19 protein-coding genes and 8 pseudogenes are annotated in these 22,558 nt (G+C 69.9%); 11 read left to right on the top strand and 16 right to left on the bottom strand.

Going from position 1 to position 22,558, the window contains the following annotated elements; genetic code table 11:
- Positions 1-71: 71 nt before the first annotated feature.
- Positions 72-770, top strand: coding sequence for a TetR/AcrR family transcriptional regulator (locus tag OG819_RS49460; RefSeq protein WP_266638230.1), 699 nt, complete (start codon positions 72-74; stop codon positions 768-770).
- A 206-nt stretch (positions 771-976) separates the two neighbouring features.
- Here the strand turns inward: OG819_RS49460 and OG819_RS49455 are convergent, their stop codons facing one another.
- From OG819_RS49455 to OG819_RS49420, 8 genes and pseudogenes are all read right to left on the bottom strand, one after another.
- Positions 977-1,465, bottom strand: a complete 489-nt coding sequence (locus OG819_RS49455) for a hypothetical protein (RefSeq protein ID WP_266656243.1) — start codon at positions 1,463-1,465, stop codon at positions 977-979.
- A gap of 193 nt (positions 1,466-1,658) precedes the next feature.
- Positions 1,659-2,441, bottom strand: a complete 783-nt coding sequence (locus OG819_RS49450) for a TIGR03084 family metal-binding protein (protein ID WP_266656241.1) — start codon at positions 2,439-2,441, stop codon at positions 1,659-1,661.
- Between the two features lie 123 nt (positions 2,442-2,564).
- On the bottom strand, positions 2,565-3,368 hold the full coding sequence (locus OG819_RS49445; RefSeq protein WP_266638227.1) for a hypothetical protein: 804 nt from the start codon (positions 3,366-3,368) through the stop codon (positions 2,565-2,567).
- A 745-nt stretch (positions 3,369-4,113) separates the two neighbouring features.
- Positions 4,114-4,680, bottom strand: a complete 567-nt coding sequence (locus tag OG819_RS49440) for an ABC transporter permease (protein ID WP_266656239.1) — start codon at positions 4,678-4,680, stop codon at positions 4,114-4,116.
- A gap of 10 nt (positions 4,681-4,690) precedes the next feature.
- Positions 4,691-5,191, bottom strand: a pseudogene (locus tag OG819_RS49435) (ABC transporter ATP-binding protein); the annotation flags it as partial.
- 138 nt (positions 5,192-5,329) lie between these two features.
- Positions 5,330-5,656: pseudogene (locus OG819_RS49430) on the bottom strand (AAA family ATPase); the annotation flags it as partial.
- Positions 5,657-6,162: 506 nt separating this feature from the next.
- The gene (locus OG819_RS49425; protein ID WP_266656237.1) at positions 6,163-8,688 is read right to left on the bottom strand and encodes a carboxypeptidase regulatory-like domain-containing protein; all 2,526 of its coding nucleotides are present in this window, start codon (positions 8,686-8,688) and stop codon (positions 6,163-6,165) included.
- Between the two features lie 909 nt (positions 8,689-9,597).
- Complete coding sequence (locus OG819_RS49420; protein ID WP_266656235.1) at positions 9,598-10,293, bottom strand: LuxR C-terminal-related transcriptional regulator; 696 nt, start codon at positions 10,291-10,293, stop codon at positions 9,598-9,600.
- Positions 10,294-10,305: 12 nt separating this feature from the next.
- Here OG819_RS49420 and OG819_RS49415 point away from each other — a divergent pair.
- Positions 10,306-10,764: pseudogene (locus OG819_RS49415) on the top strand (SDR family oxidoreductase); the annotation flags it as partial.
- A gap of 17 nt (positions 10,765-10,781) precedes the next feature.
- Here the strand turns inward: OG819_RS49415 and OG819_RS49410 are convergent.
- Positions 10,782-11,411: a TetR/AcrR family transcriptional regulator gene (locus OG819_RS49410; RefSeq protein ID WP_266638222.1), complete on the bottom strand. Its 630-nt coding sequence runs from the start codon at positions 11,409-11,411 to the stop codon at positions 10,782-10,784.
- 137 nt (positions 11,412-11,548) lie between these two features.
- On the bottom strand, positions 11,549-12,766 hold the full coding sequence (locus tag OG819_RS49405; protein WP_266656233.1) for an acyl-CoA dehydrogenase family protein: 1,218 nt from the start codon (positions 12,764-12,766) through the stop codon (positions 11,549-11,551).
- A gap of 691 nt (positions 12,767-13,457) precedes the next feature.
- Between OG819_RS49405 and OG819_RS49400 the strand changes: the two are divergent.
- A pseudogene (locus tag OG819_RS49400) lies at positions 13,458-13,683 on the top strand (DDE-type integrase/transposase/recombinase); the annotation flags it as partial.
- A 141-nt stretch (positions 13,684-13,824) separates the two neighbouring features.
- Here the strand turns inward: OG819_RS49400 and OG819_RS49395 are convergent.
- The gene (locus tag OG819_RS49395) at positions 13,825-14,565 is read right to left on the bottom strand and encodes an SDR family oxidoreductase (protein WP_266638220.1); all 741 of its coding nucleotides are present in this window, start codon (positions 14,563-14,565) and stop codon (positions 13,825-13,827) included.
- 198 nt (positions 14,566-14,763) lie between these two features.
- Between OG819_RS49395 and OG819_RS49390 the strand changes: the two genes are divergently transcribed.
- The 4 genes from OG819_RS49390 (at position 14,764) to OG819_RS49375 (ending at position 17,781) form a co-directional block, all read left to right on the top strand.
- Complete coding sequence (locus tag OG819_RS49390) at positions 14,764-15,252, top strand: nuclear transport factor 2 family protein (RefSeq protein WP_266638219.1); 489 nt, start codon at positions 14,764-14,766, stop codon at positions 15,250-15,252.
- 105 nt (positions 15,253-15,357) lie between these two features.
- Complete coding sequence (locus OG819_RS49385; RefSeq protein WP_266656231.1) at positions 15,358-16,185, top strand: helix-turn-helix transcriptional regulator; 828 nt, start codon at positions 15,358-15,360, stop codon at positions 16,183-16,185.
- Positions 16,186-16,349: 164 nt separating this feature from the next.
- Positions 16,350-16,655, top strand: coding sequence for a hypothetical protein (locus OG819_RS49380; RefSeq protein WP_266638217.1), 306 nt, complete (start codon positions 16,350-16,352; stop codon positions 16,653-16,655).
- A gap of 19 nt (positions 16,656-16,674) precedes the next feature.
- Positions 16,675-17,781, top strand: coding sequence for a DNA alkylation repair protein (locus OG819_RS49375; RefSeq protein ID WP_266656229.1), 1,107 nt, complete (start codon positions 16,675-16,677; stop codon positions 17,779-17,781).
- Positions 17,782-17,875: 94 nt separating this feature from the next.
- On the opposite strand, the gene OG819_RS49370 is transcribed toward OG819_RS49375, so the two are convergent.
- The 4 genes and pseudogenes from OG819_RS49370 to OG819_RS49360 all read right to left on the bottom strand — a co-directional run bounded on the left by OG819_RS49370 (position 17,876) and on the right by OG819_RS49360 (position 20,557).
- Positions 17,876-18,454 carry a TetR/AcrR family transcriptional regulator gene (locus tag OG819_RS49370; RefSeq protein WP_266638215.1) on the bottom strand — a complete coding sequence of 193 codons (579 nt, stop codon included), beginning with the start codon at positions 18,452-18,454 and terminating at the stop codon, positions 17,876-17,878.
- Between the two features lie 124 nt (positions 18,455-18,578).
- Positions 18,579-18,764, bottom strand: a pseudogene (locus OG819_RS59335) (oxidoreductase); the annotation flags it as partial.
- Positions 18,765-18,888: 124 nt separating this feature from the next.
- Positions 18,889-19,659: pseudogene (locus tag OG819_RS59330) on the bottom strand (acyl-CoA dehydrogenase family protein); the annotation flags it as partial.
- Positions 19,660-19,840: 181 nt separating this feature from the next.
- Positions 19,841-20,557, bottom strand: a complete 717-nt coding sequence (locus OG819_RS49360) for an alpha/beta fold hydrolase (protein WP_266656225.1) — start codon at positions 20,555-20,557, stop codon at positions 19,841-19,843.
- 191 nt (positions 20,558-20,748) lie between these two features.
- Between OG819_RS49360 and OG819_RS49355 the strand changes: the two are divergent.
- The 4 genes and pseudogenes from OG819_RS49355 to OG819_RS49340 all read left to right on the top strand — a co-directional run.
- Positions 20,749-20,847 (top strand): annotated as a pseudogene (locus tag OG819_RS49355) (alpha/beta hydrolase); the annotation flags it as partial.
- 146 nt (positions 20,848-20,993) lie between these two features.
- A complete protein-coding gene (locus OG819_RS49350; RefSeq protein ID WP_266638212.1) occupies positions 20,994-21,191 on the top strand; it encodes a hypothetical protein in 198 nt (65 codons plus the stop codon).
- Between the two features lie 117 nt (positions 21,192-21,308).
- Positions 21,309-21,503 (top strand): annotated as a pseudogene (locus tag OG819_RS49345) (quinone oxidoreductase); the annotation flags it as partial.
- Positions 21,504-21,585: 82 nt separating this feature from the next.
- Positions 21,586-22,293 (top strand): zinc-binding dehydrogenase, encoded by a 708-nt coding sequence (locus OG819_RS49340; RefSeq protein ID WP_266656544.1) that lies wholly within the window; start codon positions 21,586-21,588, stop codon positions 22,291-22,293.
- 25 nt (positions 22,294-22,318) lie between these two features.
- Here OG819_RS49340 and OG819_RS49335 read toward each other — a convergent pair whose 3' ends face one another.
- Positions 22,319-22,516, bottom strand: coding sequence for a hypothetical protein (locus OG819_RS49335; RefSeq protein WP_266638210.1), 198 nt, complete (start codon positions 22,514-22,516; stop codon positions 22,319-22,321).
- Positions 22,517-22,558 lie beyond the last annotated feature (42 nt).

The following is a 22,558-nucleotide window of genomic DNA, read 5'->3' as shown; positions in this document are numbered from 1 at the left end:
CCTCTCCGGCTCGCTGGAACGAGACTAGCACTAAAAATGGATAGGTCAATCCGATTGCTAGACTGGCGGGCATGACCCCTGGCTCCCAGCACCCCGACGACACCGCCGCACAGCCGCTGCGCAGCGACGCCGAGCGCAACCGGGGGCGGATCATCGCTGCCGCACGCAGGGTGTTCGCCCGCGACGGTCTGAACGCCTCCATGGCCTCCGTGGCCCGTGAGGCAGGTGTCGGCATCGCCACCATGTTCCGCCGCTTCCCGACCAAGGAAGAGCTGGTCGCCGCTGTCTTCGCCGACCGCATGGACGCCTACGCCGACGCGGTCGCCGTCGCCCTCGACGACCCCGACCCCTGGCACGGTTTCGTCGGGTACATCGAGACCGCCTGCGCGATGCAGGCCGCCGACTACGGCTTCGCCGACGTGCTGACCACGTCCTTCCCCACCGCCAAGGCCATGGAAGGGCGCCGCAACGAGGCACTCGAGGGCATGTTGCGGCTCATCAGCCGAGCCAAGGCTGCGGGCCGGCTGCGCGAGGACTTCGACTCCTCGGACATCGTGCTGCTCCACATGGCCAACGCCGGTGTCGTCAACGCCACCGGCGGCGCCGCTCCCGACGCCTGGCGGCGCGTCGTCGCCCTGTTCATCCAGTCCCTTGAAGCCCCGGCCCGCGGCCCCCTGCCCCCCTCGCCCCCGCACGACGACCTCCACAAGGCCATGCTCCGTGCCAGTCCGGCCGGCCTCACCACGCCCGAATCGGACACGACCAGCTGACCCCCGGCCGGTCGCGCCATGCCGGGGCGCGGCGCGGCGGCAGCGTGCCCGGAAAGGGCGGCCAAGGCGGCACGTCGCGCAGGATGCGGCGCACGCAGATCCGCTGTCCGGAGAGCCCGGGGAGGGCGTAGGTCTCGCTGCAGGTGTGCATCGCACGCCAACAGCGTTGCCGCTCTCCTCGCTTCGAACAGGAGGCGCCGGTGCTCTCAGCCGTCGCCTCGGCGCGTTCGTCCTCGCTGTGGGCGATCCGCCAGAGGAGGACGGCGACGGCGGCGCGTTGACGTCCGCCGGGCTTCATGACCCCGTAGCCGAGCTGGGTCGACAGCCTGAAGGGTCGAGTGATGGATGTGGAGGCCGGTCGCGGCCTGGCGCAGACTGGCTTGGTCGAGCACCGCCTGGAGGGTGTCGATCACCCAGGGATGGGTGACGAGCACCTGCTCCAGGCGGAGCACGTCGGTGGTGACACCCGCCTCCTGCGGTGTGAGCCGCTCGGCGAGAGTGGCGAGGGCTCCCAGATCGTCGTACGCCACCAGGCAGGGGCCGGGGCCGTCCACGCGGTCGGTCAGCCGCAGCGCGACCCGGGCCCGCTCCAGGGCGACCGGCAGCTGTGCCGGTTCCGGCGCGATCGCCGTCGTGCCCCGTGGCGGTACAGGCCAGCTCGGTGGGGCGGCGCCGTACGGCGTTCCCTCACCCACGTCGGCAGCGTTGGCGAATCCTTGGCGGGCCCGAGGGGTGCCGACCACTCGATCCGGAAGGCGGGGGCGGTCTCGCCGATGGCATCGGCGAGACCGCCCCCGCATCCGCTGATCATTCCGGGGCCGTCGCCGTGCCTGGAGAGCAGATCGCAACCGTCACGCGTCTCGCATGACCAGGCACCCCGACACGCTTTCAGAGAAAGACGCGCGCCACCTCCAGCCACTTCTGAGCGTCCTTGCCGGTCGCCGTCATGTTGGTCTCGGACCAGGGGCGACGCCGGGTGACACACAGGCAGAAGTCGATAGCGCCGCCCTGTACCCGTTGCGCGGCAGCCTCGGGGCCCCACACCCAGGTCCGTCCGTCAGGTGCTGTCAGCTCGACGCGGAAGGGGTCCGTCGGCTCAGGCAGTCCGACGGCGGCGAAGGACAGCGCCCGTCCCAACACCCCCAGCGACGCCACGTGCTGCAGTCGATCCGTCGGGCGGTGCGCCACGCCCACAGCATCGAAGACGTCCTGTCCGTGTGCCCAGGTTTCCATCAGACGAAGGGGCGTCATCAGGGCCGGGGTCACCTTCGACATGTACCAGGGGAATGCGTGGTCCCACGGCGTGTCGCGCAGTGCCGCCGCCAGTTCCGCTCGACCGGCCCGCCACTCGTCCAGGAGCACCGACCGCGGTTTGGCCGCTCCCGCGGCGGCGGCCTTGTCTGCGTACCCGCTGCCTTCGGCTTCCGCCCGCCCGAGCTCGGCGCCGAACGCGTACGGAGTGCGTAAGGCGCTGAGTGCGTTCGCGTCCGCCCACGCGAGGTGGGCTATCTGGTGGGCGACCGTCCAGCCCGGTGCCGGTGTCGGTATGGACCAGTCGTCCACTGCCCTGACCAGGACGTCGAGCTCGTCGCCCTCAGCCACCAGCGCGGACAGGACACCGGCGTCATCTACATCGGGGACGGCGAGGTTGTAGTTCAACATGTGCGCCATGGTGCCACTCCTTCCTGACCAACGGCGGAGACGAAGTGTGCGGGCAGACTCCGATGTCGCCGGAGTCTGCCCACTCTGGCTTTGTTCACGAGTTGCGGCTCTGGCACAACTTTTGTGGGGGCATCAGCAGTGGCAGTGCACCCGTACCAAAATCGTGGCGCGGGGCAGCTGCGACAGGTAGGCCTCGCTGCCCGGCCATACAGCGGGCCCCAGGGGATCGTGCGGACACGATTCCGGGTCGCAGGACGCGTGAACGGCACTTCCGTCGCTCTCTCGCCACCAGCCGTCCACGGTGAGCACGTCCGTGTCCGGCGGAAGCTTCCAGGAGAGCTCACGGATGTAGTCAGCACGGCTGCGGGAGAAGCCGATGACGGGATGCTCCGTATGGAAGGGGGAGCCCGGAAAGCCCAATCCGAGACTCCAGGGGTGATCGAGGTATGCCTTGATCAGTGGCTGGGCTCGGTAGGCGGCCACCATCCCGTCGTCCCAGGGACCGCCCGGGAACGCGTCGGGATCATTTCGCCAACGCTCCACGAAGACCTTGAGGGGCAGGGCCGGAGGGTGTACGCCAGACAGACGTTGCCACAGGTCCCAGGACGCGGCTGTCGCTCGTTCGGAAGCGGCTTGCGGCCGCGAGAAGTCGAGCAGGGCGCGCGGTCCTCCGGCACAGACTCCTGGAGCGCTGGGAGCAGGGGTGCCGTCGTATCGGGGCTCGTCGTGGACCAGCCTGGGATCGTCCTCGTATCCGCGGACGACCGCGAACCCCCGACCGTTGCTGCCACCGAGGATGCGGCGTGAATCCCACATGCCGCGGCCCAGGGGGTTGTCACTGTTCTGGTCGAACGGCGCGAGAGCGGCGGCGAGCGCCCCCTCAATATCGTCCGCGACCCCGGGCGGCAGACACACCGTCACTGTCAGGCCGGCCATACGCTCTCCCCGCTCTGTCGGCGGACAGCATGATCGCACCGAGCGGCTACGTTTGGCATGCCGATTTGGCGGCGAGCAGGTGTCCCCGTCCGTGCGGAGCCAGACCGGCTCAGGCGGACCGTCCAGCAAGCCCGTCACTTCGCACCATCCGACGCTCCCCGGCCGCCGGAAAGCGCGCACGGGCCCGGCGCGTGGAGCGGCTCTGCGGCCGCCGGATGCGCGGCCTCACCCCCCGCACTGTTGCGCGCGCCGCCTGTGCCAAGCCCGTTTGCGGCAGGCGGGAGAGCAGTACGTTGCCGAGAGCGGACGTTCGACACTGACCATCCAGGACGCTCCGCACTCCGGGCAGCTGGCCTTCACCGCCTCGGTCCTCGCCCGCGCCCGCCGCATCCGCCGCCAGTGCCGCGAACGGCACGTCGACGAACAGAAGACCGCCGTCACCTTCGCCGACGGCATCAGCGGAGAGCCGCACCCACGGCACAACCGAGGCCCGGTGCCGTCCTCCGCGACCACGACCAGCCTCAGCCGAGGCGTCCCGTCCCTGCCCATACAGGCACCGTACTCATGGTGCCAGGTGGCGCCCACTCCGCTGCTTCGGGCCAATCCGGGGTTGAGAACTTTACGGCTGTGGGAGCTCTGCGCGGCGCTGCTGCTCGGGCGGCCGAGACGGGCGTGGGTGCTACCAGGGGCATCCCCCGGGCCGCCGATGACCTGGCGGACGCCCGTCTCTGTCACGGCGCGGTCGTTACTCGGTGTGCAGGACGCGGGCGATGGTCTGCCGGGCCGCCGCACGGGCCGGTATCACGGCGCCCAGTGAGGCGATCGCGACCCCGGCCAGCGCCGGCAACACCATGGTCCTGGGGTGCCACACGTCCAGCATCCGTGCCGGGAAGGTGAGTTGGGCGGCGTGCTCGGTTATCGGGATCACCACGTGGTACGCCGAGACTCCGAGTGGCAGCCGCAGGATCCCGCCAACGAGCCCGAGTCCGGCCATGGACACCACCATCATTACCGTGACCTGGCGTGGTGTCATGCCGATCGACTTGAGCATCCCGAGGTCGCGCCGGCGCTCCCGTGCGTTGAGCACGACGGTGTTGAACACGCCCATCGCTGCGACCAGCGTCAGCATCAGGGTCAGCGCGGAGGCGGAGCTGATGACGGTCACGGCGTCCGCGTTCAGCATGGTGTTTTTTGTCGGGTAGAGCCCCGGGTCGGCGGCTTGTACAGCCTTCGCATAGGCGCTGTAGTCGGCGCCGCGGGTGAGGTGCACCCAGTACTGGTTGGCCTGCGCGTCCGGTGCCAAAGCGGTCACCGTCGACCAGTCCCGCGTGGCTGTCCAGCGCGCCGGTCGGCTCGTCCGCCAGCAGCAGCGCGGGCCGGTTCATCAGCGCGCGGGCCACCGCCACCCGCTGGCGCTCGCCGCCGCTGAGCGCGGCGGGGTAGACGTTTCTGCGGTCGGCGATGCCGAGTTCGTCCAGCAGTTCCAGTGCCCGGCGCCGGGCTTGACGGGTGGGCGTTCCGGTGAGCTGGGCGGCCAGGGCGACGTTGTCGATCGTGGGAAGGTCGTCGATGAGGTTGAAGAACTGGAAGATCATGCCGATCCGGCGGCGCCGGAAGAGCGCCAGCCCGGTCTCGTTCATCGCTCCCAGGTCCTCGCCGTGCACGTGCACCCGGCCGGCGCTCGGCCGGTCCAGGCCGGCGATCATGTTGAGCAGCGTGGACTTGCCGCAGCCGGAGGGCCCCATCACCGCTACCGCCTCCCCGGCGCCGATCTCCAGTGACACCCCGTTCAGGGCGACGGTGTCGCCGTACTCCTTGCGCAGGCCGGTCACCCGGACGACGTTGCCGTAGACGCCCCGCCGGTAGAGATCCTCAGCCACCACTTCCGGGGCCTGCTGCTCGTCGACCCCAGGAAGCCGGATCAGCCCGCCCTCATCAGCAGCCTGGCAGATGTAGGGACTGTGATTGGAGACGATGAACTGAATGTTGAGGAAGTGCTCCTGCAGCCAGCCCCCGATCTTGCGCTGCCACGTCACGTGCAGATGCGCGTCCACCTCGTCGATCAGCACCACACCAGGCTGAGTGATCGCCGTCCCGCCACCAGCAGTCGAAGCGGTATCCAAGCGCCCGTAGACCCCATGGATCTGCCGGACAATGTCCAGCACCAGAGCCGCCACCGTCCGGTAGCCGTCGCTCATCTCCTTCAGAGGGAACCCTGGCCCCTTGAGCCCGTCCTCCACCACCCACAGGGAACACTGCCCAGGCTGTACTTCACCTACCTCGGCCATGCGGGCTGGGAAGAGCCGATCGGGCTGTAACCGGCCCATCCGCTGGGGGCGCGTCTGGCCCTCTATGGGTACAGGCGCGCGTCCGTCCGGGCACAGTGACGCTCCCCGGTAGCGAATGCGGATCCGGGGCGGTCGTAGGGGTGTGGACGGCGCGAAGCCCTGGCTGGACGGGGAAGACCAGCCAGGGCTGTGGGTGGTGGCGCGTGGAGGGCGGTTGTCTCCTTGAGCGCTTCGGCCTCGTTCGGAAAATGGCGGCGCGGCCCCGACCAACTCAGCTCGATCATCAGGGCCCGCATCACCGCATCCCTCGGTGCCTTCCGAGCCCGAGACAACCGGTGAACGACCCTGCGTTCATCCTCGTCCCGCTCAGGCCGTGCCCGTAGGACCGTCGCCCAGCACCCGCCCCCGAGCACCGTCAACTACCCCGCCACCAGGACATATACCCAGCGAAGGAGGAACCCTGAACTAGCCGCAGGCGTTGACGTGCCGGGTTGTCGGTGCCGTGGTTATGCGTCCGGCCTGAGGGCGAGATTCTTGCGGCTGACCCGATCGCGGTGAACCGTCGTTGTCCGGGTCAGCTCTGCGTAACCGGACGCCGTGACCCGGAGGGTGTGCGGGCCAGGGTTCGCCGAGAACAAGGTGTAGAAGCCGTCCCCGACGGCCGGGTCCTCCGGCGTGGCCGTGGTGAGGGCGGTTTCGTCCGGGTCCGCGGTATCGCTGACCGTGGCACCGAGCACGCCGGCGCCGCTTGTGGCGTCGCGTACCGTGCCGATGGTCAGGCCGCCGGGTGCAGGCACGAGGACGCGGGTCTGGACGTTCACGTCGTCGAGTGACCAGAAGTAGCCCCAGTCGGCGACGAAATGGAAGCGCAGTCGCACGGCTTTGTGCCCTGCGAATTGCCGGAGTGGGACGTGCGCGGTCAGGCGCTGCGCGGAGTCGCTGACCTTCGGTCCGGTCCAGACGTTCTCCCAGGTGGCGCCGTCGTCCGTGCTGGCGTCCACGGTCATGTGCTGCTGGTTGGGGTTGTACAGGTACGCGGTCTTGAAGGTGAGTTCCGCCGACTGGGCGGCGGACAGGTCGTACTCAGGGCTGATGAGCTGGCTGTCCTGATGCGGTCCGATCGGCCCGTTGTCGCTCTCGACGATGGCGAAGGCGCCATTGCCGCCGGTGGAGTTGCCGCGTTGGGTCGGGTCGTCGAACTCCCATCCGTTGTTGGTACCGGCCGCGTTCACTACGCTCCAGTTCTGGGGCGCGGTCGCGGTGGAGTCGAACGTTTCGGTGCGGTCGGTGAGTTCGAGCCGGTAGCCGACGGCGGTGGCCGCGTCGGGGTCGGCGGTCAGAGCGACGTGCGCGGTGACGGATTTGTTGCGCACCGTCACCTTGCGTGCCAGGGGTTCGTAGCCTGGCAGGGCGGCGGTGACGTTCAGCGTGTAGTTGCTCCCCTTCGGCAGGTTCATTTCGTATGCGCCGGTGACCGGGTCGGTCCAGACCGGTGTTTCGGGGGACCCGTTCACGGTGAGTCGTGCGTAGAGCGGCCAGCCGTGTCCTGATCCGTCTTTGACGGTGCCGTGGACGCGCTCGCGGGGGATGGGGGAGAGTCGGAAGTTGCGGGTGAGGGTCTGGCCGTCCGCGATGTCGAGTGTGACCGGTGTGGTCGTTGTGTAGCCGAAGGCCTTCACCGTCAGGTCCTTGACCGTGCCTGCGGGGAGGTCGAGCGTGTACGTCCCCTGCGTGTCGGTTGTGGCGATGTCCAGCCCGGACCCGACGGTCGCGTGGGCGACCGGCTTGCCGGTGGCCGCGTCCTTGACCGTCCCGGAGAGGGTGCCGTGCGGTCCGCTGCGGAAGGCGGCGAGGCCGGACGGGGTGCCCAGGCCGGTCGGACCGTCGTAGCCGGTGCCGGCGTTGCACAGGTATGCGACGGAGCAGGTTCCGTTCGACCCAGTGGTGATGTCGTTGAGACCGACGCCATTTGCGGCGTAGGGATAGGAGTTGGGGGAGGTGCCGGGGCGCGGTGGCCCGGCCAGCGCGTAGATGGAGGCGATCACCGGTGTCGCGACGCTGGTGCCGCCGTAGCGTTGCCAGCCCTTGCCCTGTGAGCCGTAGGTCAGGTAGACGGCGACGTTGTCAGCGACGGCTGAGACGTCGGCGACACTTCGTCCCGTGCAGCCGGTGTCCTGCTGGAAGTCCGGCTTCGTCTGGCTGGACGCGCACCCGGAGCCCGGCCCGTAGGAGTCCCTGGCCCAGACGGTCTCCGACCAGCCGCGGGCGTCGGCCGGGTCGGCCGTCAAAGTGGTGCCGCCGACCGCGGTCACGGACGGGAGGGTCGCGGGGAAGGAGACGCCGTATTTGTTGTCGCCGCTCGCTGCGACCACGGCGACGCCGGGGTGGTCGTAGGAGGACCCGTAGGTGGCCAGATCGGTCGGGTAGTCACCGGTCCTGCCATAGGAGTTGGAGACGTATTTGGCGCCGAGGGCCGCGGCCTCGTCCACACCGGCGGCGAGGTTGCTCAGATCGTCGTTGTCGGTTTCCACCAGCAGGATGTCGGCTCCCGGTGCCGCCGCGGAGACCATGTCCAGGTCGAGGGCGATCTCCCCGGCCCATGCGTCGCTGGAGCGCGGGTAGTCGGTGCCGCCGCGCTGGTCCACCTTCTTGAAGCAGCCGTTGGCGGTGGTGCAGGGCGGCAGGCCGTACTGGCTGCGGTAGATGGCCAGGTCCGCCTCGGCGTTGGGGTTGTCGTAGGCGTCGACGATGGCGATGGTCTGGTCGGCGCCGCCGTTGGCGGGCAGGTTGTAGGCGCTCTGAATGTCCTGCGGACCCAGCCCCGCGGGAACCTCGGACGAGCTCAGCCGCATTGTGGCCGGCTGGTCTGTCGCGCGCATGGCGTAGCACGTCGCGTGCCCCTTCGCCGGGGTGCCGCAGACGGGTGCCAAGTCGGGCTCGGTGTCGGATGCGTCCTGGGCCGTACTGGTCGTGGCCTGCGCGACCGTGGACGGGGCGGCGTGCGCAAGGGGCTGGACGCCCAGTAGTGCCATGGTCGCGACACCGAGAATCGCCGCGCCGCGATGGAATACGCGAAAGGCCGGGAACGCGCCTCTCGCACGAGTGGATATCGACACAAGTCGCCAATCATGACTGGGCCCTCAACGCGGGCCGACGGAAAGCGAATTCGCATGAAGTGCGGGCGATCAATTAGCCGATGCCGATTGGCGGCCTGTCAACCCCTGGATTGTTGCGCGCATATGTCGTCGTCGACCCGATCGAGACGAACCCACCGATGTTCGGTGCGGTGAAGTCGAGCGTCTGGCCCGGCCCGTGGCCCGCGCCCCACCGCACCCCGTTCAACACGCCATGGCGAAATTTCGTGGACCGAGCCGCCGACCGGCTTCTCACTTGCGCAGGATCACATATGCCGCGCGGTTCGCCCTTGCCGGACAAGGTGGGTGGGCGGCAGAATGAAATCGCTCTCTCGCAGTTCCGGAGTCCGCTCCACCCGGGCGTTTTCGTCTTCCTTCGATAACAACATCAAGTTGATTCAGGGAGAGTTCGGCCAGCTGTTTCGAGCCTCAATTTGCGGTGTTGAGTCGGATAGTGAGAACGGATTGAACGAGGCCGTGCAGTGAACGCCCGCCGAGTGCGGACGGCTTCTCGAGGATCTGGTGGTCAACGACATCCTGAAGGACGCCCGACGGCACCATGCCCGGCCGCTACAAGCGCACCCACGCCGCTCCAACCCGTCCTCGGTGGCGATGTGATCGTGAAGAGCCGGCCACGCCGCCGTGGCTTCGTGGTCCCTGCTGCCGCTGTGGAACACCGAGCTGGCGCAGCGGCGTCAGCGGATCCGCCTTGGTCCTGCCCACTCGCCCGCCCCGGAACAAGGGCCACATCACGGTGCACACGGGAAGGCGGAGTGCTCCCATCTGGGCGTCGTCTGGTTCCCGCCATTAGTCGTTCGAGTTCGGTGCTTCCAGTGGCAGCCAGCCTCGTTCGGCTGCGCGGAGGGCGATCTGGAAGCGTGTTCTGGCGCCCAGTGCGCTGCCGGCCTCGCTCACGTGCTTCTGCACGGTGCGGCGGCTGATGTTGAGTACCCGGGCGATGGCGTCGTCCTTCATCCCGGTCGCCATGAGGTCGAGGATCGCCTGGGTTCGTTCGTCGATCCGCGTCGTCTCCCGGGTCTGGCGGGGGGCGGGCCAGTCCTGCCGACTTTCCAGTGACACCGGCACCGCGTGCTTCCAGATGGCCTCGAACAGCGCGGCGAGTGCGTCGATGAGGGCAGGTGAGCGGACCTCGAGGGACCCTGCCGAGGGGCGGTCGTCGTGCAGGGGCAAGAGGGCGGCGGTCCGGTCGAACAGGACCAGTTTGACGGGAAGTCGGGAGCTGAGCCGGAATTCGCCGCCTCTGGCGCTGCCCCGCAGCGCCGTCTCCAGTGACACCGTGTCTGTGAAGCCTTCGGTGTCGTAGACCGACCGCAGCCGTATTCCCTCGCGGAACTCCGGCTGTGCGGCGTCCCCATGACTGGAGGCGCCCGCGGGCCCGGTCACGTAGGGCGGCTTGGCCAGGTGTAGTACTTCTTGGGTGCTGCCCTTGAGGAGATGCGCATAGCGTGCGGTGACCTCCTCGGTGTCTTCCAGGACTTCCACCAGGTGCGGAGGGCTGCCTTCGACTTCGACGACCCTCACTTCGAACAGCGCGCCTACGAGCCCTGGGCGGCTTACGGGCAGTCCAAGTCCGCCGAGGTCCTCTTCACCGTGGGCGGTGCCCGACGCTGGGCCGACGACGGAATCACGGTTAACGCGCTCAACCCCGGGTACATCCTCACCAACCTCCAGCGCCACCTCGACGACGACACCATGCGCGCGTTCGGCGTGATGGACAGCGAGGGAAACCTGACCCCGCTACCGCACTACAAGACTCCCGCCCAGGGAGCCGCGACCTCCGTGCTGCTGGCCGCGTCACCACTCCTGGACGGTGTGACCGGCCGGTACTTCGAGGACAACCAGGAGGCTCGCGTCGTCAGCGACGACGACCAGCCCGGCGGCGTGGCCACTCACGCCCTCGACCCGCAGGCAGCGGACCGGCTGTGGGAGTACGCGACCGACGCCATCCGGTGAGGCCCGTTCCGTCGGCGTCAGGCCGACGGGCGGCGGTACACGCCGTACCAGTAGCCGCGGGCCAGCTCACGGGCGACAAGGGCGTCCTCGCTGCCGTCGCCGTCGGACACCTGCTGTGCGAGGACCTGACCGCCTCCCTGGACGATCACCTTGGCCGCGAGTTCGGGGTCGATGTCCGCGGGAGTACGGCCGGCCCGCTGCTCCTCTTTCAGCACCGTCACGAGGTTGTCGATAAAACGGTCCTGGTCAGCCGTCCACGCCTCGCGGACCGCCGGGTCGTATGCGGCCACCTCGTTGATCGCCGCGAGCAGGGCCGCATGTTCGCGGTAGTGCCGCAGGATCAGCTCGTAGGTACGGGCGAGTCCGTCGACGCCCCCGTCGGGGCCGGTGGGCCGCCACGACGCCCCGATCGCGTAGCTCTCCTCCTTGAGAGAGACGCTCAGCCGGAGCAGCACGTCGACCTTGTCACGGAAGTACAGGTAGAACGTCGAACGGGAGATCCCCGCGGCCTGTGCGATCTGCTCCACGCTCAGCTCGGTGTAGGTCACACCATCCCGCAGACACTCCCCGATCACGGACTGGATCCGCTTCTCCAGCGCGGCTCGCCGGTCGGCCGCCTGCGAGGGACGTCGGGTTGTGGAAGGCATACCGGCATCCTAGGGAACCGGACGGCAGCGTGTTCCATGCAGGTCACCGGGGATGCCTGGGACGCCGGGGGTGGAGGCGGCCTGCCGACACCGTACGGCGCGCTCCGAGAAAGCCGTACGGTGTGGCCGGGGGCGGGTCAGACCATCAGGCTCACCTGTTCGCTGATGCCGAGGAGGGACTTGCCGTAGACCTCCAGGCCGACTGCCGGGACCAGGCCGGCGTGACGGGCGGCGACGTTGGCGTCCCGCCAGATGCGCTGGAGGAGACCCGCGTCGGCGAACGAGGAAGCGCCGTGCACGTTCAGGAGGGTGCTGATCGCATCGAGCACGTGCTGTGCGGCGAAGCCGGCCCGGGCCCTGATGCGCGCGCGTGCGGCGTAGTCCAGGGGGCTGCCGGAGGCGGCGGCCCGGTCGACCTCGTCGACGGCCCGGTAGGTGTGCAGGCGGGCCGTCTCCAGCTTCAGCGCGGCCTCCGCCACCTGCATCTGCACACCGACCGAGTCGGCCTGCCTGGGGTGGACGGTGAACGACAGCGGCTTCGCGGCGGCCTGCTCCACCGCCACGTGCATGGCGGCGGCACCCAGACCGAGCAGCGGCCCGACCAGGCACAGCAACAGCATCGGTCCGAACGTCGAGTCGTACAGCGTCTCGTCACGGGACTCGCGGGGATAGACACCCTCCGCGGCCGCGGGGACCGACAGCACGCGGTGCTCGGGGACGAACACGTCCTCGGCGATCAGGGTGTTGCTGGCCGTCGCCCTCATGCCCGCGGTGTGCCAGGTGTCCTCGACGGTCAGCTGGGAGGCGTGGACCAGGACGAGAGCCTGGTCCACGACCGCGCCGTTCTCGTCCTTCAACAGGGCGCCGACGGCGGCCCAAGTGGCGTACGGGGCACCGGAGTTGTACGACCACCTGCCATTGACGCGCCAGCCCTCCGGCACCCGGTCCCCGACGCCTGTCGGCGCCGCCACACCGGTCACGCGGGCATCCGGATCGGCTCCGAAGACCTCCTCCTGCGCCTTGTCCGGGAAGAGGCATGCCAGCCAGTTCGTGACCGCAATGATCATCCCGACCCAGGCCGTCGAGCCGTCACCCTCCCCGAGGGCCTCGGACACTTCGGTCAGGGTCCGCAGGTCGGTCTCGTGACCGCCGTACCGCCTGGGGGTCAGCAGCCGGAAGACGCCCGCATCGGCCAGCGCGTCGACGACCTCGACCGGCAGCACGCGGTCCGACTCGCCGCGGGCCGCCTGGCCGCGCAGCAGCGGCCGCAATGCGACGGCTTGGCCGACGAGTCCGGCCCTGATGTCCTCCACGGACGGCGCGCCGATCTCGTCCTGGTGGCTGTTGCTGTTCACCACGTTCTCCTTCTGTACTGCGTACTTGCCGGGCAGGACCGCACCGGCCTGCACGGCCTTGTGCCGGGAGGCAGGGCGCGGCAGCGGACACTGCCGAGTGATCGATGGGGGTGAATGTCCGTGCGAGGCCGCAGCCCCAAAACTCAGTTTGCCGACCCGAGCGCGATCTCCGAGAGGAGAGCAGCGCCGACGCCATGGTGCGCCTGCTGATCGGTGCCCCGCTGCACTCCGACGGCAAGCTGACCATCGTCTCCCTCGCCGTCGAGGTGGGGCTGCGGCGCAACAAGCTCACCCACAAGCACACCGGCCTCAAGGATCTGTTCTACGCGCTGGTCAAGGCCCGCGGCCACATTCCCGAACCGGTCTCCGAAGCCGCGCGGACCCGAGGTCGCAAGCAGCAAGAGGCCCTGGCGCGCGTCCGTGCCGAACGCGACGACCTGCGCTCCCAGGCCCAGCTCCTGGCCCGGATCGTCCAGGTCCTGGAGCTGGAAAACCAGCAGCTGAAGAACACGAACACCGCGCTGGAACAGAAAGTAGCAAGCCTCACGAATGTCACGAACCTCGGTAGTCGCCGAACTTCCCGCGCCGATGGGCGAGTCGCCGGGCACAGCCGGCGCACCGGACGCCGCAGCCTGACCAAGGCCAGCGCCTTGGCGGTCCCGTCGCTGGACCTGATCGGCCAGGACTTCACCGACCCGGCACGAAGATCGTCGGGGACATCACCTACCTCCCCACCGCCGAGGACTGGCTCTACCTCGCCTCCTGGCTGGACCTGGCCACGCGCGAAGTCATCGGCTACTCGATGGCCGACCACCACCGCGCCGAACTCGTCGTCGACGCCCTCGACGGCCGCCGTGCTGGGCCGCCTGGAACCGGGATGCGTGATCCACAGCGACCGCGGATCGGAATACAACTCCGGTCAACTCCGCACCAGAGTCGGCGAGTTGAGGCACCGGCACAGCATGTGCCGGACCGGGGAGCTGCTTCGAAAGGGGGCCACCGTCGTTCCCTGCCGCTGAACTCCGGCGGCCGGGGGTGGGCTGGTAAGGCCTCGGTCGTCAGCCCTGTGCCGTGGGGCGCACGATCAGTTCGTTGACGTCGACGTTCGCCGGCTGGTGGATGGCGAAGGCGATGGCCTCAGCGATGGCAGAGGCGGGGATCGCCAGTTGCTCGGCCGCCGCGCGGGCAGCGCCCTGGGCTTCCGCCGAGCCACCGCGGTCCGTCAGCTCGCTCTGTGTGAAGCCGGGGCTGACGACGGTGACACGGATGTCCCTGCTCTCCTGCCGCAGCCCCTCGGACAGCGCCGCCACGGCGAACTTGGTGGCGCTGTACACGGCGGCGGTCGGGTCCACCCGGTGCCCCGACACCGACGACACGTTGACGATGTGCCCGCCCGCCTGCCGCCGCATCTGAGGCAGCACCGCGGCGATCCCGTAGAGCACACCGCGCAGGTTGACGTCGATCATCTGCTCCCACTCGGCGATCCGCAGGTCCTCGATCGGTGACAGCGGCATCAACCCGGCGTTGTTGATCAGCACATCGATGCGGCCGTACTCCTCCACGCCGGCGGCGGCGAAGGCGCGAACGGAGTCGAGGCTGGTCACGTCCAGCTCGCGATGGGCGACCGAGGCAGCACCGGCTGCGCGCAGCTCCTCGGCGAGGTCGGCCAGGCGCTCGGTCCGCCGGGCGCCGAGGAGCACGCGGTGACCGCGCCCGGCCAGTCGGCGGGCGGTGGCCTCTCCGATGCCGCTGCTGGCGCCGGTGATCAGTACGGTCTTCGATTCTGCTGGCGTGGTCATGCGTGCTCCTTCAGATACATGTGCTGGCGGCAGCCAGCCGCGCCGTCAACTCCAAGGCATCGGAACGAATCGGGGAAGGGAGCATGAGCCTGGGTGTCGCACACCCAGGTTGGCGCACCCTTCTTCGGCGCGAGGCAGTGGCGGAGGCTGGTAGTGCCGGCCCGGATGGGATCCGCATTGCGATACGAGAGGGCTGCCATGAGTGATGAGCGCAGGATCCAGGAGGTTCTGGCGCGCTACGTGCGGGCCACGGACCAGCGTGACGGCAAGGCGCAGGGCGCCCTGTTCACCGACGACGCCGTCGTGCAGAGCTTCTCCAGGACCGGCCCCGGCAGCCACGAGCCGGTCGCGCCGCCGCTGATCGGCGGGGCGGCCGTGGCATACGCGGTGGACCACTACATGGTCCCGCACCCGGTGGGCGGCTCCAGCCACCATGTGACCGCCGACCACATCATCGAGGTCGACGGTGACCGCGCCCGTATGAACGCCCAGTTCATCGTCTTCCGCATCCAGGCCGCCGCGCGTCCCGAGAGCGGCTGGCCGGACGGCGCCTTCGGCTCCCAGGGCACCGTGCAGCCGATCGAGTCCGGGTACTACGACACCGACCTGCGCTGGATCGACGGCGAATGGAAGATCGTGGGGCACCACATCCTGCTGGACACGCCTTATGTCATTGCGGGGATGTGACCGAGGCGCCGCGGCGGCGCGGACAGGAGACCATTCGTGATCACGCTGTTGACGGTCCCGAATCACCGGATCGCCGAACCGGCGAACGCGGCTAGCATCGATGGCATGACTCCACGCGACAACGAGCTCGGTGTGTTCCTTCGCGCGAGCCGCTCGCGTGTGGAGCCGGCCGACGCCGGGCTGGCCGGCGGGGTCTCCGGGCGACGCGTCCGCGGACTGCGGCGCGAGGAGGTGGCCGTGCTCGCCGGGGTCAGCGCGGACTACTACGCCCGTCTCGAGCAGGGGCGCGAGCGCAATCCCTCCGCGCAGGTGATCGGGGCCATCGGGCAGGCGTTGCGCCTCATGCCCGAGGCGCGCGAGCACCTGTTCCGGCTGGCGGGGCTTAATCCCCGGCTGGGCCCGGACAGCCCGCGGGAGCTGGTGCACCCGTCGCTCCTGCGACTGCTGGAAGCCTTTCCCCAGGCGGCGGCGTACGTCCTCGGCCCGGCCTTCGACGTGCTCGCGACCAACGCGATCGCCGATGCGCTGCTGTCGCCGTTCGGTACCGAGCGGAACATGCCGCGCATCCTGTTCACCCACCCTCGGGCCAAGGCCGTGTTCGCCGACTGGGAGCTGCTGCGGCGCAGCACCGTGTACGCGCTGCGCCTGACCGCGGGACGGTTCCCGGACGACGCGGACATCACCGGCCTCGTCGCCGAACTCGGCGAGGTCTCACCGGAGTTCCGGTCGCTGTGGGCCGACCACGACGTCGCGGGCCTCACCCGGTTGTTCAAGGTGTTCGTCCACCCCGAGGTCGGCCGCATCGAGCTCACCTACCAGACGTTCGACGTGGTCGACGCTCCCGGGCAGCTGCTGCTCGTCGGCACGCCCGAACCCGGGAGCCGCAGCGAGCAGGCCCTGACGTATCTGGCCTCGATGGCGGAGCCGGCCTGAGCGTCCGCCGCCCCGCCCGGTTCACGGCGTCTGCCTGGGTGCCGTACACCCAGGCAGACACTGCCTTCCGGCCCACCGGCCCGCACCGCACGCTGGAGAAGCCGCCGGCGGACGGCACCCGTCGAGCCGCGGCATCCACCCAGCATCGGAAAGGACACCCCGTCATGGCCGAGATCCTTGAAGTGACCAGCCTGCGCCCCGCGCCCGGTCTTACGCCGGAGGACTTCGTCGCGGCGAACGCGGACATCAACGAGTACCTCAAGGGCCGCCCCGGCTTCCAGTGGCGCCGGATCGTCGTGCGCGACGACGGCACGATCCTTGACATCGTCTCCTACGACAGCATCGAGCACGCCCGCTCCGGAGCCGCCGGGATCACCGGCGAGATGGGCGACTCACCCGTGCACGAGGCGATCGACCACAGCACCGTCGACTGGCAGTTCACCACCGTGCTCCAGCACGTCGAGTCCTGACCACTGGGAAGAGACGACCATGCCCTTCGCCGACGAACTCGTCAACGGCCACACCGCGCAGCTGCTGACCCGGGCCGTCCGCAGCGTACTTCCCGGTGCGGAACTCGCCTCGCTGCGGGCGGCCGCACGGCGACTCGGTCCGCTCTCGCTGCGCGAGCGGGCCGATCTGCTGCGCGATGCCCTTCTCATGGACGTGCCGGGTGACTACGCCGAGTTGGCGCGCGTGGTGCGGGCCGCCCGGGACGGGGTACCGGAGTTCGGTGGATGGCTCATCTGGCCGGTCACCGGTGCCGTCGCCACGAAGGCCGTCGCCGAGGGCACCGACGCCGTCTTCGACGACGCGATGGCGCTTCTGGCCGACCTCAGCGGACGGCTCACCTCTGAGTTCGCCCTGCGCATTCTGTTGCGGCGCGATCTGGACCGGGCGCTCGGGATCATCGCCGGATGGACGGCGTCCCCCGACGCCGATGTGCGCCGTCTTGCCTCGGAGGGCACCCGGCCCTGCCTTCCCTGGTCGGTCCGGGTGCCGGAACTCGTCGCCCGCCCCGGCGCGACCGTGCCCGTCCTCGACGCTCTCTACGGCGACGAGAGCGAGTACGTCCGGCGATCGGTCGCCAACCACCTCAACGACCTCAGCCGTGACCACGCCGACCTCGCCGTGACCACCGCCCGGCGCTGGCTGGACGCCCCCGCCCCCACGACCGGACGGCTCGTACGCCACGGACTGCGCACGCTCGTCAAACGCGGTCACCCCGGCGCCCTCGAACTGCTCGGCTTCGCCCCGGCGACGCTCGAGATCGACGGTCCGGTGCTCGATCGCACCCGCGTGCCGTTCGGCGGGAGCGTCCGCTTCACCGCGGCCATCCGCAACGCCGGAGCCGAGGACGCCCGGCTGGCGATCGACTACGTGGTCCACCATCACAAGGCCAATGGCTCGCAGAGCGCAAAGACGTTCAAGCTCACGACCCGCACCCTCGCCCCGGACGAGACGATCGCGGTGACCCGGGAACACTCCTTCCGGCTCCTCACCACTCGCCGCTACCACCCGGGCCCGCACGCCATCGCACTGCAGATTAACGGCGTGACGTCGGACCGCGCGGAGTTCGAACTCCTGGCTCCTGACTGAGGGCACCACCTGAGGATCAGTCCCTGACCGACGGGCGTGCAGGCCTCACGCCGGAGGGCGCTCGGGCCGGATCCCCAGGTGGCGGGACGTGGCGTCAGTCGGCGAACCGTCCGGCCGGGCGGCGGTATACGCCGTGCCAGTAGCCGTGGGCAAGTTCCCGGGCCACGACGGCGTCGTCGCTGCCGTCGCTGCCGACCACCTGCCGGGTGATGACCTCGCCGCCTCCCTGGACGATCACCCGCGCGGCGAGCTGCGGGTCGATGTCCGCGGGTGTACGGCCGGCGCGTTGCTCCTCCTTCAGCACGGCCACGAGGTTGTCGACGAAGCGGTCCTGGTGGGCCGCCCACGAGTCGCGGACCGCGGGGTCGTAGGCGGCCACCTCGTGGATGGCCGACAGCAGTGCCGCGTGTTCGCGGTAGTGCCGCATGATCTGTTCGTAGGTGCGGGCCAGGCCGTCGGCGCCGCCGTCCGGGCCGCAGGGCTGCCACGCCTCCGCGATCTCGTAGCTCCGCGACCTGAGCGAACCGCTCACCCGCAGCAGTACGTCGACCTTGTCGCGGAAGTACAGGTAGAACGTGGACCGCGAGATCCCCGCCGCGTGCGCGATCTGCTCCACGCTCAGTTCGGTGTAGGTCAGGCCATCCCGCAGGAGTTCCTCGAGCGCGGACAGCACCCGCTCCTCAAGTGCGGCCCGCCGGTCGGTCGCGGTGGAACGTCGTCGCGTGGTGGAAGCCATGCCGCCATCCTACGGAGCAGCGGGAACGGCTCCGGTGGGGCGGCGGCACGGCTCGGGCCGGTCAGACCATGAGGCTCACACGCTCGTCGACGTCCAGGAGTGACTTGCCGTACACCTCCAGGCCGACGACCGGGACCAGGCCCGCGTGCCGGGCCGCGACACCGGCGTCGCGCCAGATGCGCTGGAGCGGGTGCGTGTCGGCGAAGGCGGACGAGCCGTGCGCGTTCAGCAGGGAGGATCTCGATCGCCCCGAGGGCCTGCTGGGCCGCGTAGCCGGCCTGGGCCCTGATGTGCGCGCGTGCCGGGTAGTCCAGGGGGCCCGACGGGGCGGCTCGGTCCACGGCGTCGACGGCGTCGTAGGTGTGCAGCCGGGCCGTCTCCAGTTTCAGTGCCGCCTGCGCCACCTGTATCTGGACCCCCACGGAGTCCGCCTGCCGGGAATGGGTGGTGAACGACAGCGGCTTGACGGCGGCTGCCTCCCGTACGGTGTCCAGGGCCGCCCTGCCGAGCCCGAGGAACGGTCCCACCAGGCACAGCAGCAGCATGGGGCCGAAGGTGGAGCCGTACAGCGTCTCCTCCGTGTGGGAGCGCACGCGGGCGCCCTCGGCGGTGGCCGGGAGTGACAGCACGCGGTGTTCGGGCACGAACACGTCCTGGGCGGTCAGCGTGTTGCCGGCGGTGCCCTTCATACCCGCCATGTGCCAGGCGTCCTCGACGGCGAGGTCGCCGGCGGGGATCAGGACCAGGGCCTGGTCGACGACCGCGCCGTCGTCCTTGAGCAGTGCGCCGACGGCGGCCCAGGTGGCGTACGGAAAGCCGGAGTTGTACGACCAGCGGCCGCTGAGCCGCCAGCCGCCCGGCGCCTTCTCCGCCGTCCCTGTGGGCGCCGCCACACCGGTCACGCGCGCGTCGGGATCTGCGCCGAACACCTCCTCCTGGGCCTTGTCCGGGAACAGGCAGGCCAGCCAGTTGGTCACCGCGATGATCATGCCGGTCCAGGCGGACGAGCCGTCTGCCGCGCCCAGCGTCTCCGACACCTCGGTCAGCGTGCGCAGGTCGGTCTCGAGACCGCCGTACCGCCGCGGTGTGAGCAGGCGGAAGACGCCGGCCTCGCCCAGCGCGTCGACGACCCGGGCCGGCACCACGCGTTCCGTCTCGCCGCGTCCGGCGTGCTCGCGCAGCAGCGGCCGCAGGGCGGCGGCGCGTGCCACGATCCGGGTCTGGCCTCTTCCTTCGACGGCACGCCGGCCACGGCGTCACGACTGTTGGGCACCACGTGCTCCTTCTGGGGGTGTGGGTGGGGACTGCGGCGGACGCGCGGCCTCAGCCCGCCGCCTCGGACGCGATCTTCGCGAGCAGCGCCGCGAACTCCCCGGGCATCGACAGGAAGGGTGAGTGGCCGCTGGCGAGGCGGTGGACCGAGCCGGACCTGGCAGCGAGCTGTTCCTGGTCGCCCGGCGGGAGTGCCTGGTCCTGCTCGCAGACGACGTATGTCGAGGGGACGGTGTGCCATCCGGCCGCGGTCAGCGTGTCGCTGAAGGACCTGGTGCTCTGCGGCACCAACCGCCCGGCGGCCGCCTCGGCGTCGGCCGCGGGGGCGTCCGCGTAGAACAGCGGGATGGGGTGCTCCGGCACGGGCTGGAAACCGTCGGGCTCCGCCGGCGCCGGCGCGCCGTGGTGGCTCAGCAGGCTCTCGCCGACGTCGAGCTGGTACGCGGCCAGGTACACGATGTGCGAGATGTCGGTGGCCCCGGCGACGGCCTGGGTGACCGGCACACCGCCGTAGGAGTGGGCGACCACGACCACGGGGCCGTCGATGCGTGCCAGTTCCTGAAGCACCACGTGTGCGTCGTCCCGCACGCCGGCCTGCGATCCCGCGCTGGGCAGGTCGACGGTCCGGGTCGTCCAGCCGTCGGTGTGGAGCACCGAGGTCAGTCCCTCCCAGCACCACGAACCGTGCCACGCCCCGTGCGCCAGGAGGAGGGTCGGACGGCCTGTTCCACCAGCACTCACTGCGATTCCACTCTCGAGTTCGGACATAGGGCGCTGAACTGCGCTGTCGCCGGAGCCTAAGCGAGATTGGACATAGTGTCCAACAATCTGTCTAAGATCACATCCGCCGCGCGGTCTCCGTGCTCCACCGGGGACTGCGACCGGGGACTCACGGATGCGAGCGGCCCGGCGCCGGCACAGGCTCGGCGCATGTCGGTCCAGACGAGGAGGAGCAGGCCATGAGCATCACCACGACCACCTCGGCCAAGCCCACGATCGTGCTCGTGCACGGGGCGTTCGCCGAGTCGTCGAGCTGGAACGGCGTGATCACCGCACTTGACGAGGGCGGGGCGGCCCTCGCGAGCGACTCGTCGCACTGTTCGACGCGCTCACGGACGCCTTCGACCGGCACGGCTTCTTCGGCTGCCCGTTCGTCAGCGCGGCGGTCGAAGCGGATCTGGACTCGGAGGCCTGGGCCATCACCGTGCGGTACACGCAGCGCCGTCAGGCATGGCTGACCGAGCTGAGCGAACAGGCCGGCGCCACCGCCCCCGGTGCGCTCGCCCGGCACATCGGACTCCTCATCGACGGCGCGCTGGCCTCCGGGCGGCTGCTGCAGGACCATACCGTCGTGGAGGAGGCGAAATCTGCGGCCCGCCTGCTCGTCACAGGCCACACCTGATCGCACCGAACACGTCCGGAACACCGCGACCGACACACGCGGCTCCGGGCCTTCCCGGCAGCACTCCCCGCTGCACGGCCGCACACTCACCTGACACCACAGGAATGAGACGCAGTCATGCGCGCAGTACTTCTCCAGGAGTTCGACACCCCGCTGGTCCTCGGCGAGATCAACAAGCCCACCACCGGCCGGGGCCAGGTCCTGGTCAAGATCAAGGCCAGCGGCGTCAACCCTTTGGACACCAAGATCCGGGCCGGCAAGGCCGCCCACGCCAAGCGCACGCTGCCGGCCGTCCTCGGCCTGGACCTGGCCGGCGTGGTCGAGGAGGTCGGGCCCGGTGTCCACGACTTGGCGCCCGGCGACGAGGTCTTCGGCATGACCGGTGGCGTCGGAGATGTGCAGGGCTCGCTCGCCGAGTACGCGGCCGTCGACAGCCGCCTGCTCGCCCGCAAGCCGGCCGCGCTCAGCATGCGCGAGGCCGCGGCCGTGCCCCTGGTCTTCATCACGGCCTGGGAGGGGCTGGTCGACCGGGCGCAGGTCCACGCGGGCCAGAAGGTACTCATCCACGGCGGGGCCGGCGGCATCGGCCAGGTGGCCGTGCAGATCGCCCGCGCCCGCGGCGCCGAGGTGTTCGCCACCGCGTCGCCCTCCCGACTGGAGGTCGTCGAGCGCCTGGGGGCCACACCGATCGACCTACACCACCACCGCCGTGGACGAGTACGTCACCAAGCACACCGGCGGCGAGGGCTTCGACGTCATCTTCGACACCGTCGGCGGTTCCGTGCTCGACGCCTCCTTCGAGGCGGTACGCACCTACACGGGTCACGTCGTGAGCGCGCTGGGCTGGGGGACCCACAGCATCGCGCCCCTCTCCTTCCGCGGGGCGACCTACTCCGGTGTCTTCACCCTGCTGCCCCTGCTGACCGGGCGCGGGCGTGAGCACCACGGAGAGATCATGCGCGAAGCGGCCGCCCTGGCCGACGCGGGCGCACTCAAGCCCCAGCTCGACCACCGCCACTTCACGCTCGCGGACGTCGCCGAGGCCCACGCGGCCGTGGAGAGCGGCACCGCGCAGGGCAAGGTCGTGATCGACGTCGACTGACGCCGTTCCAGCACTTCGAACGCGTTCAGGCCGCGCTCGTTCTTCGCAGCCTGAACGCATTTTTGGCCAGGATCCGGGTGCTGCGGCGAAGCAACTCGGCGAGCTTGGGCAGCCACTTGTAGTAGCGGGGTTGCTGCGGCAGGTACGCGAAGAGGCGCCGCAGGTGGACCCGCGCGTGCGGGAGCCACCCGGCGGAACCGAGCATGGCCTGCATCGGCAGCATTCATGACGGTCTTCCTTGGTCGTGGGATCTCGATCGGCCCGA

The organism is Streptomyces sp. NBC_01549 (assembly GCF_026339955.1).
GTDB lineage: Bacteria > Actinomycetota > Actinomycetes > Streptomycetales > Streptomycetaceae > Streptomyces.
Note: the sequence above shows the minus strand (reverse complement) of the source record. Positions and strands in the feature narration are given on the sequence as shown.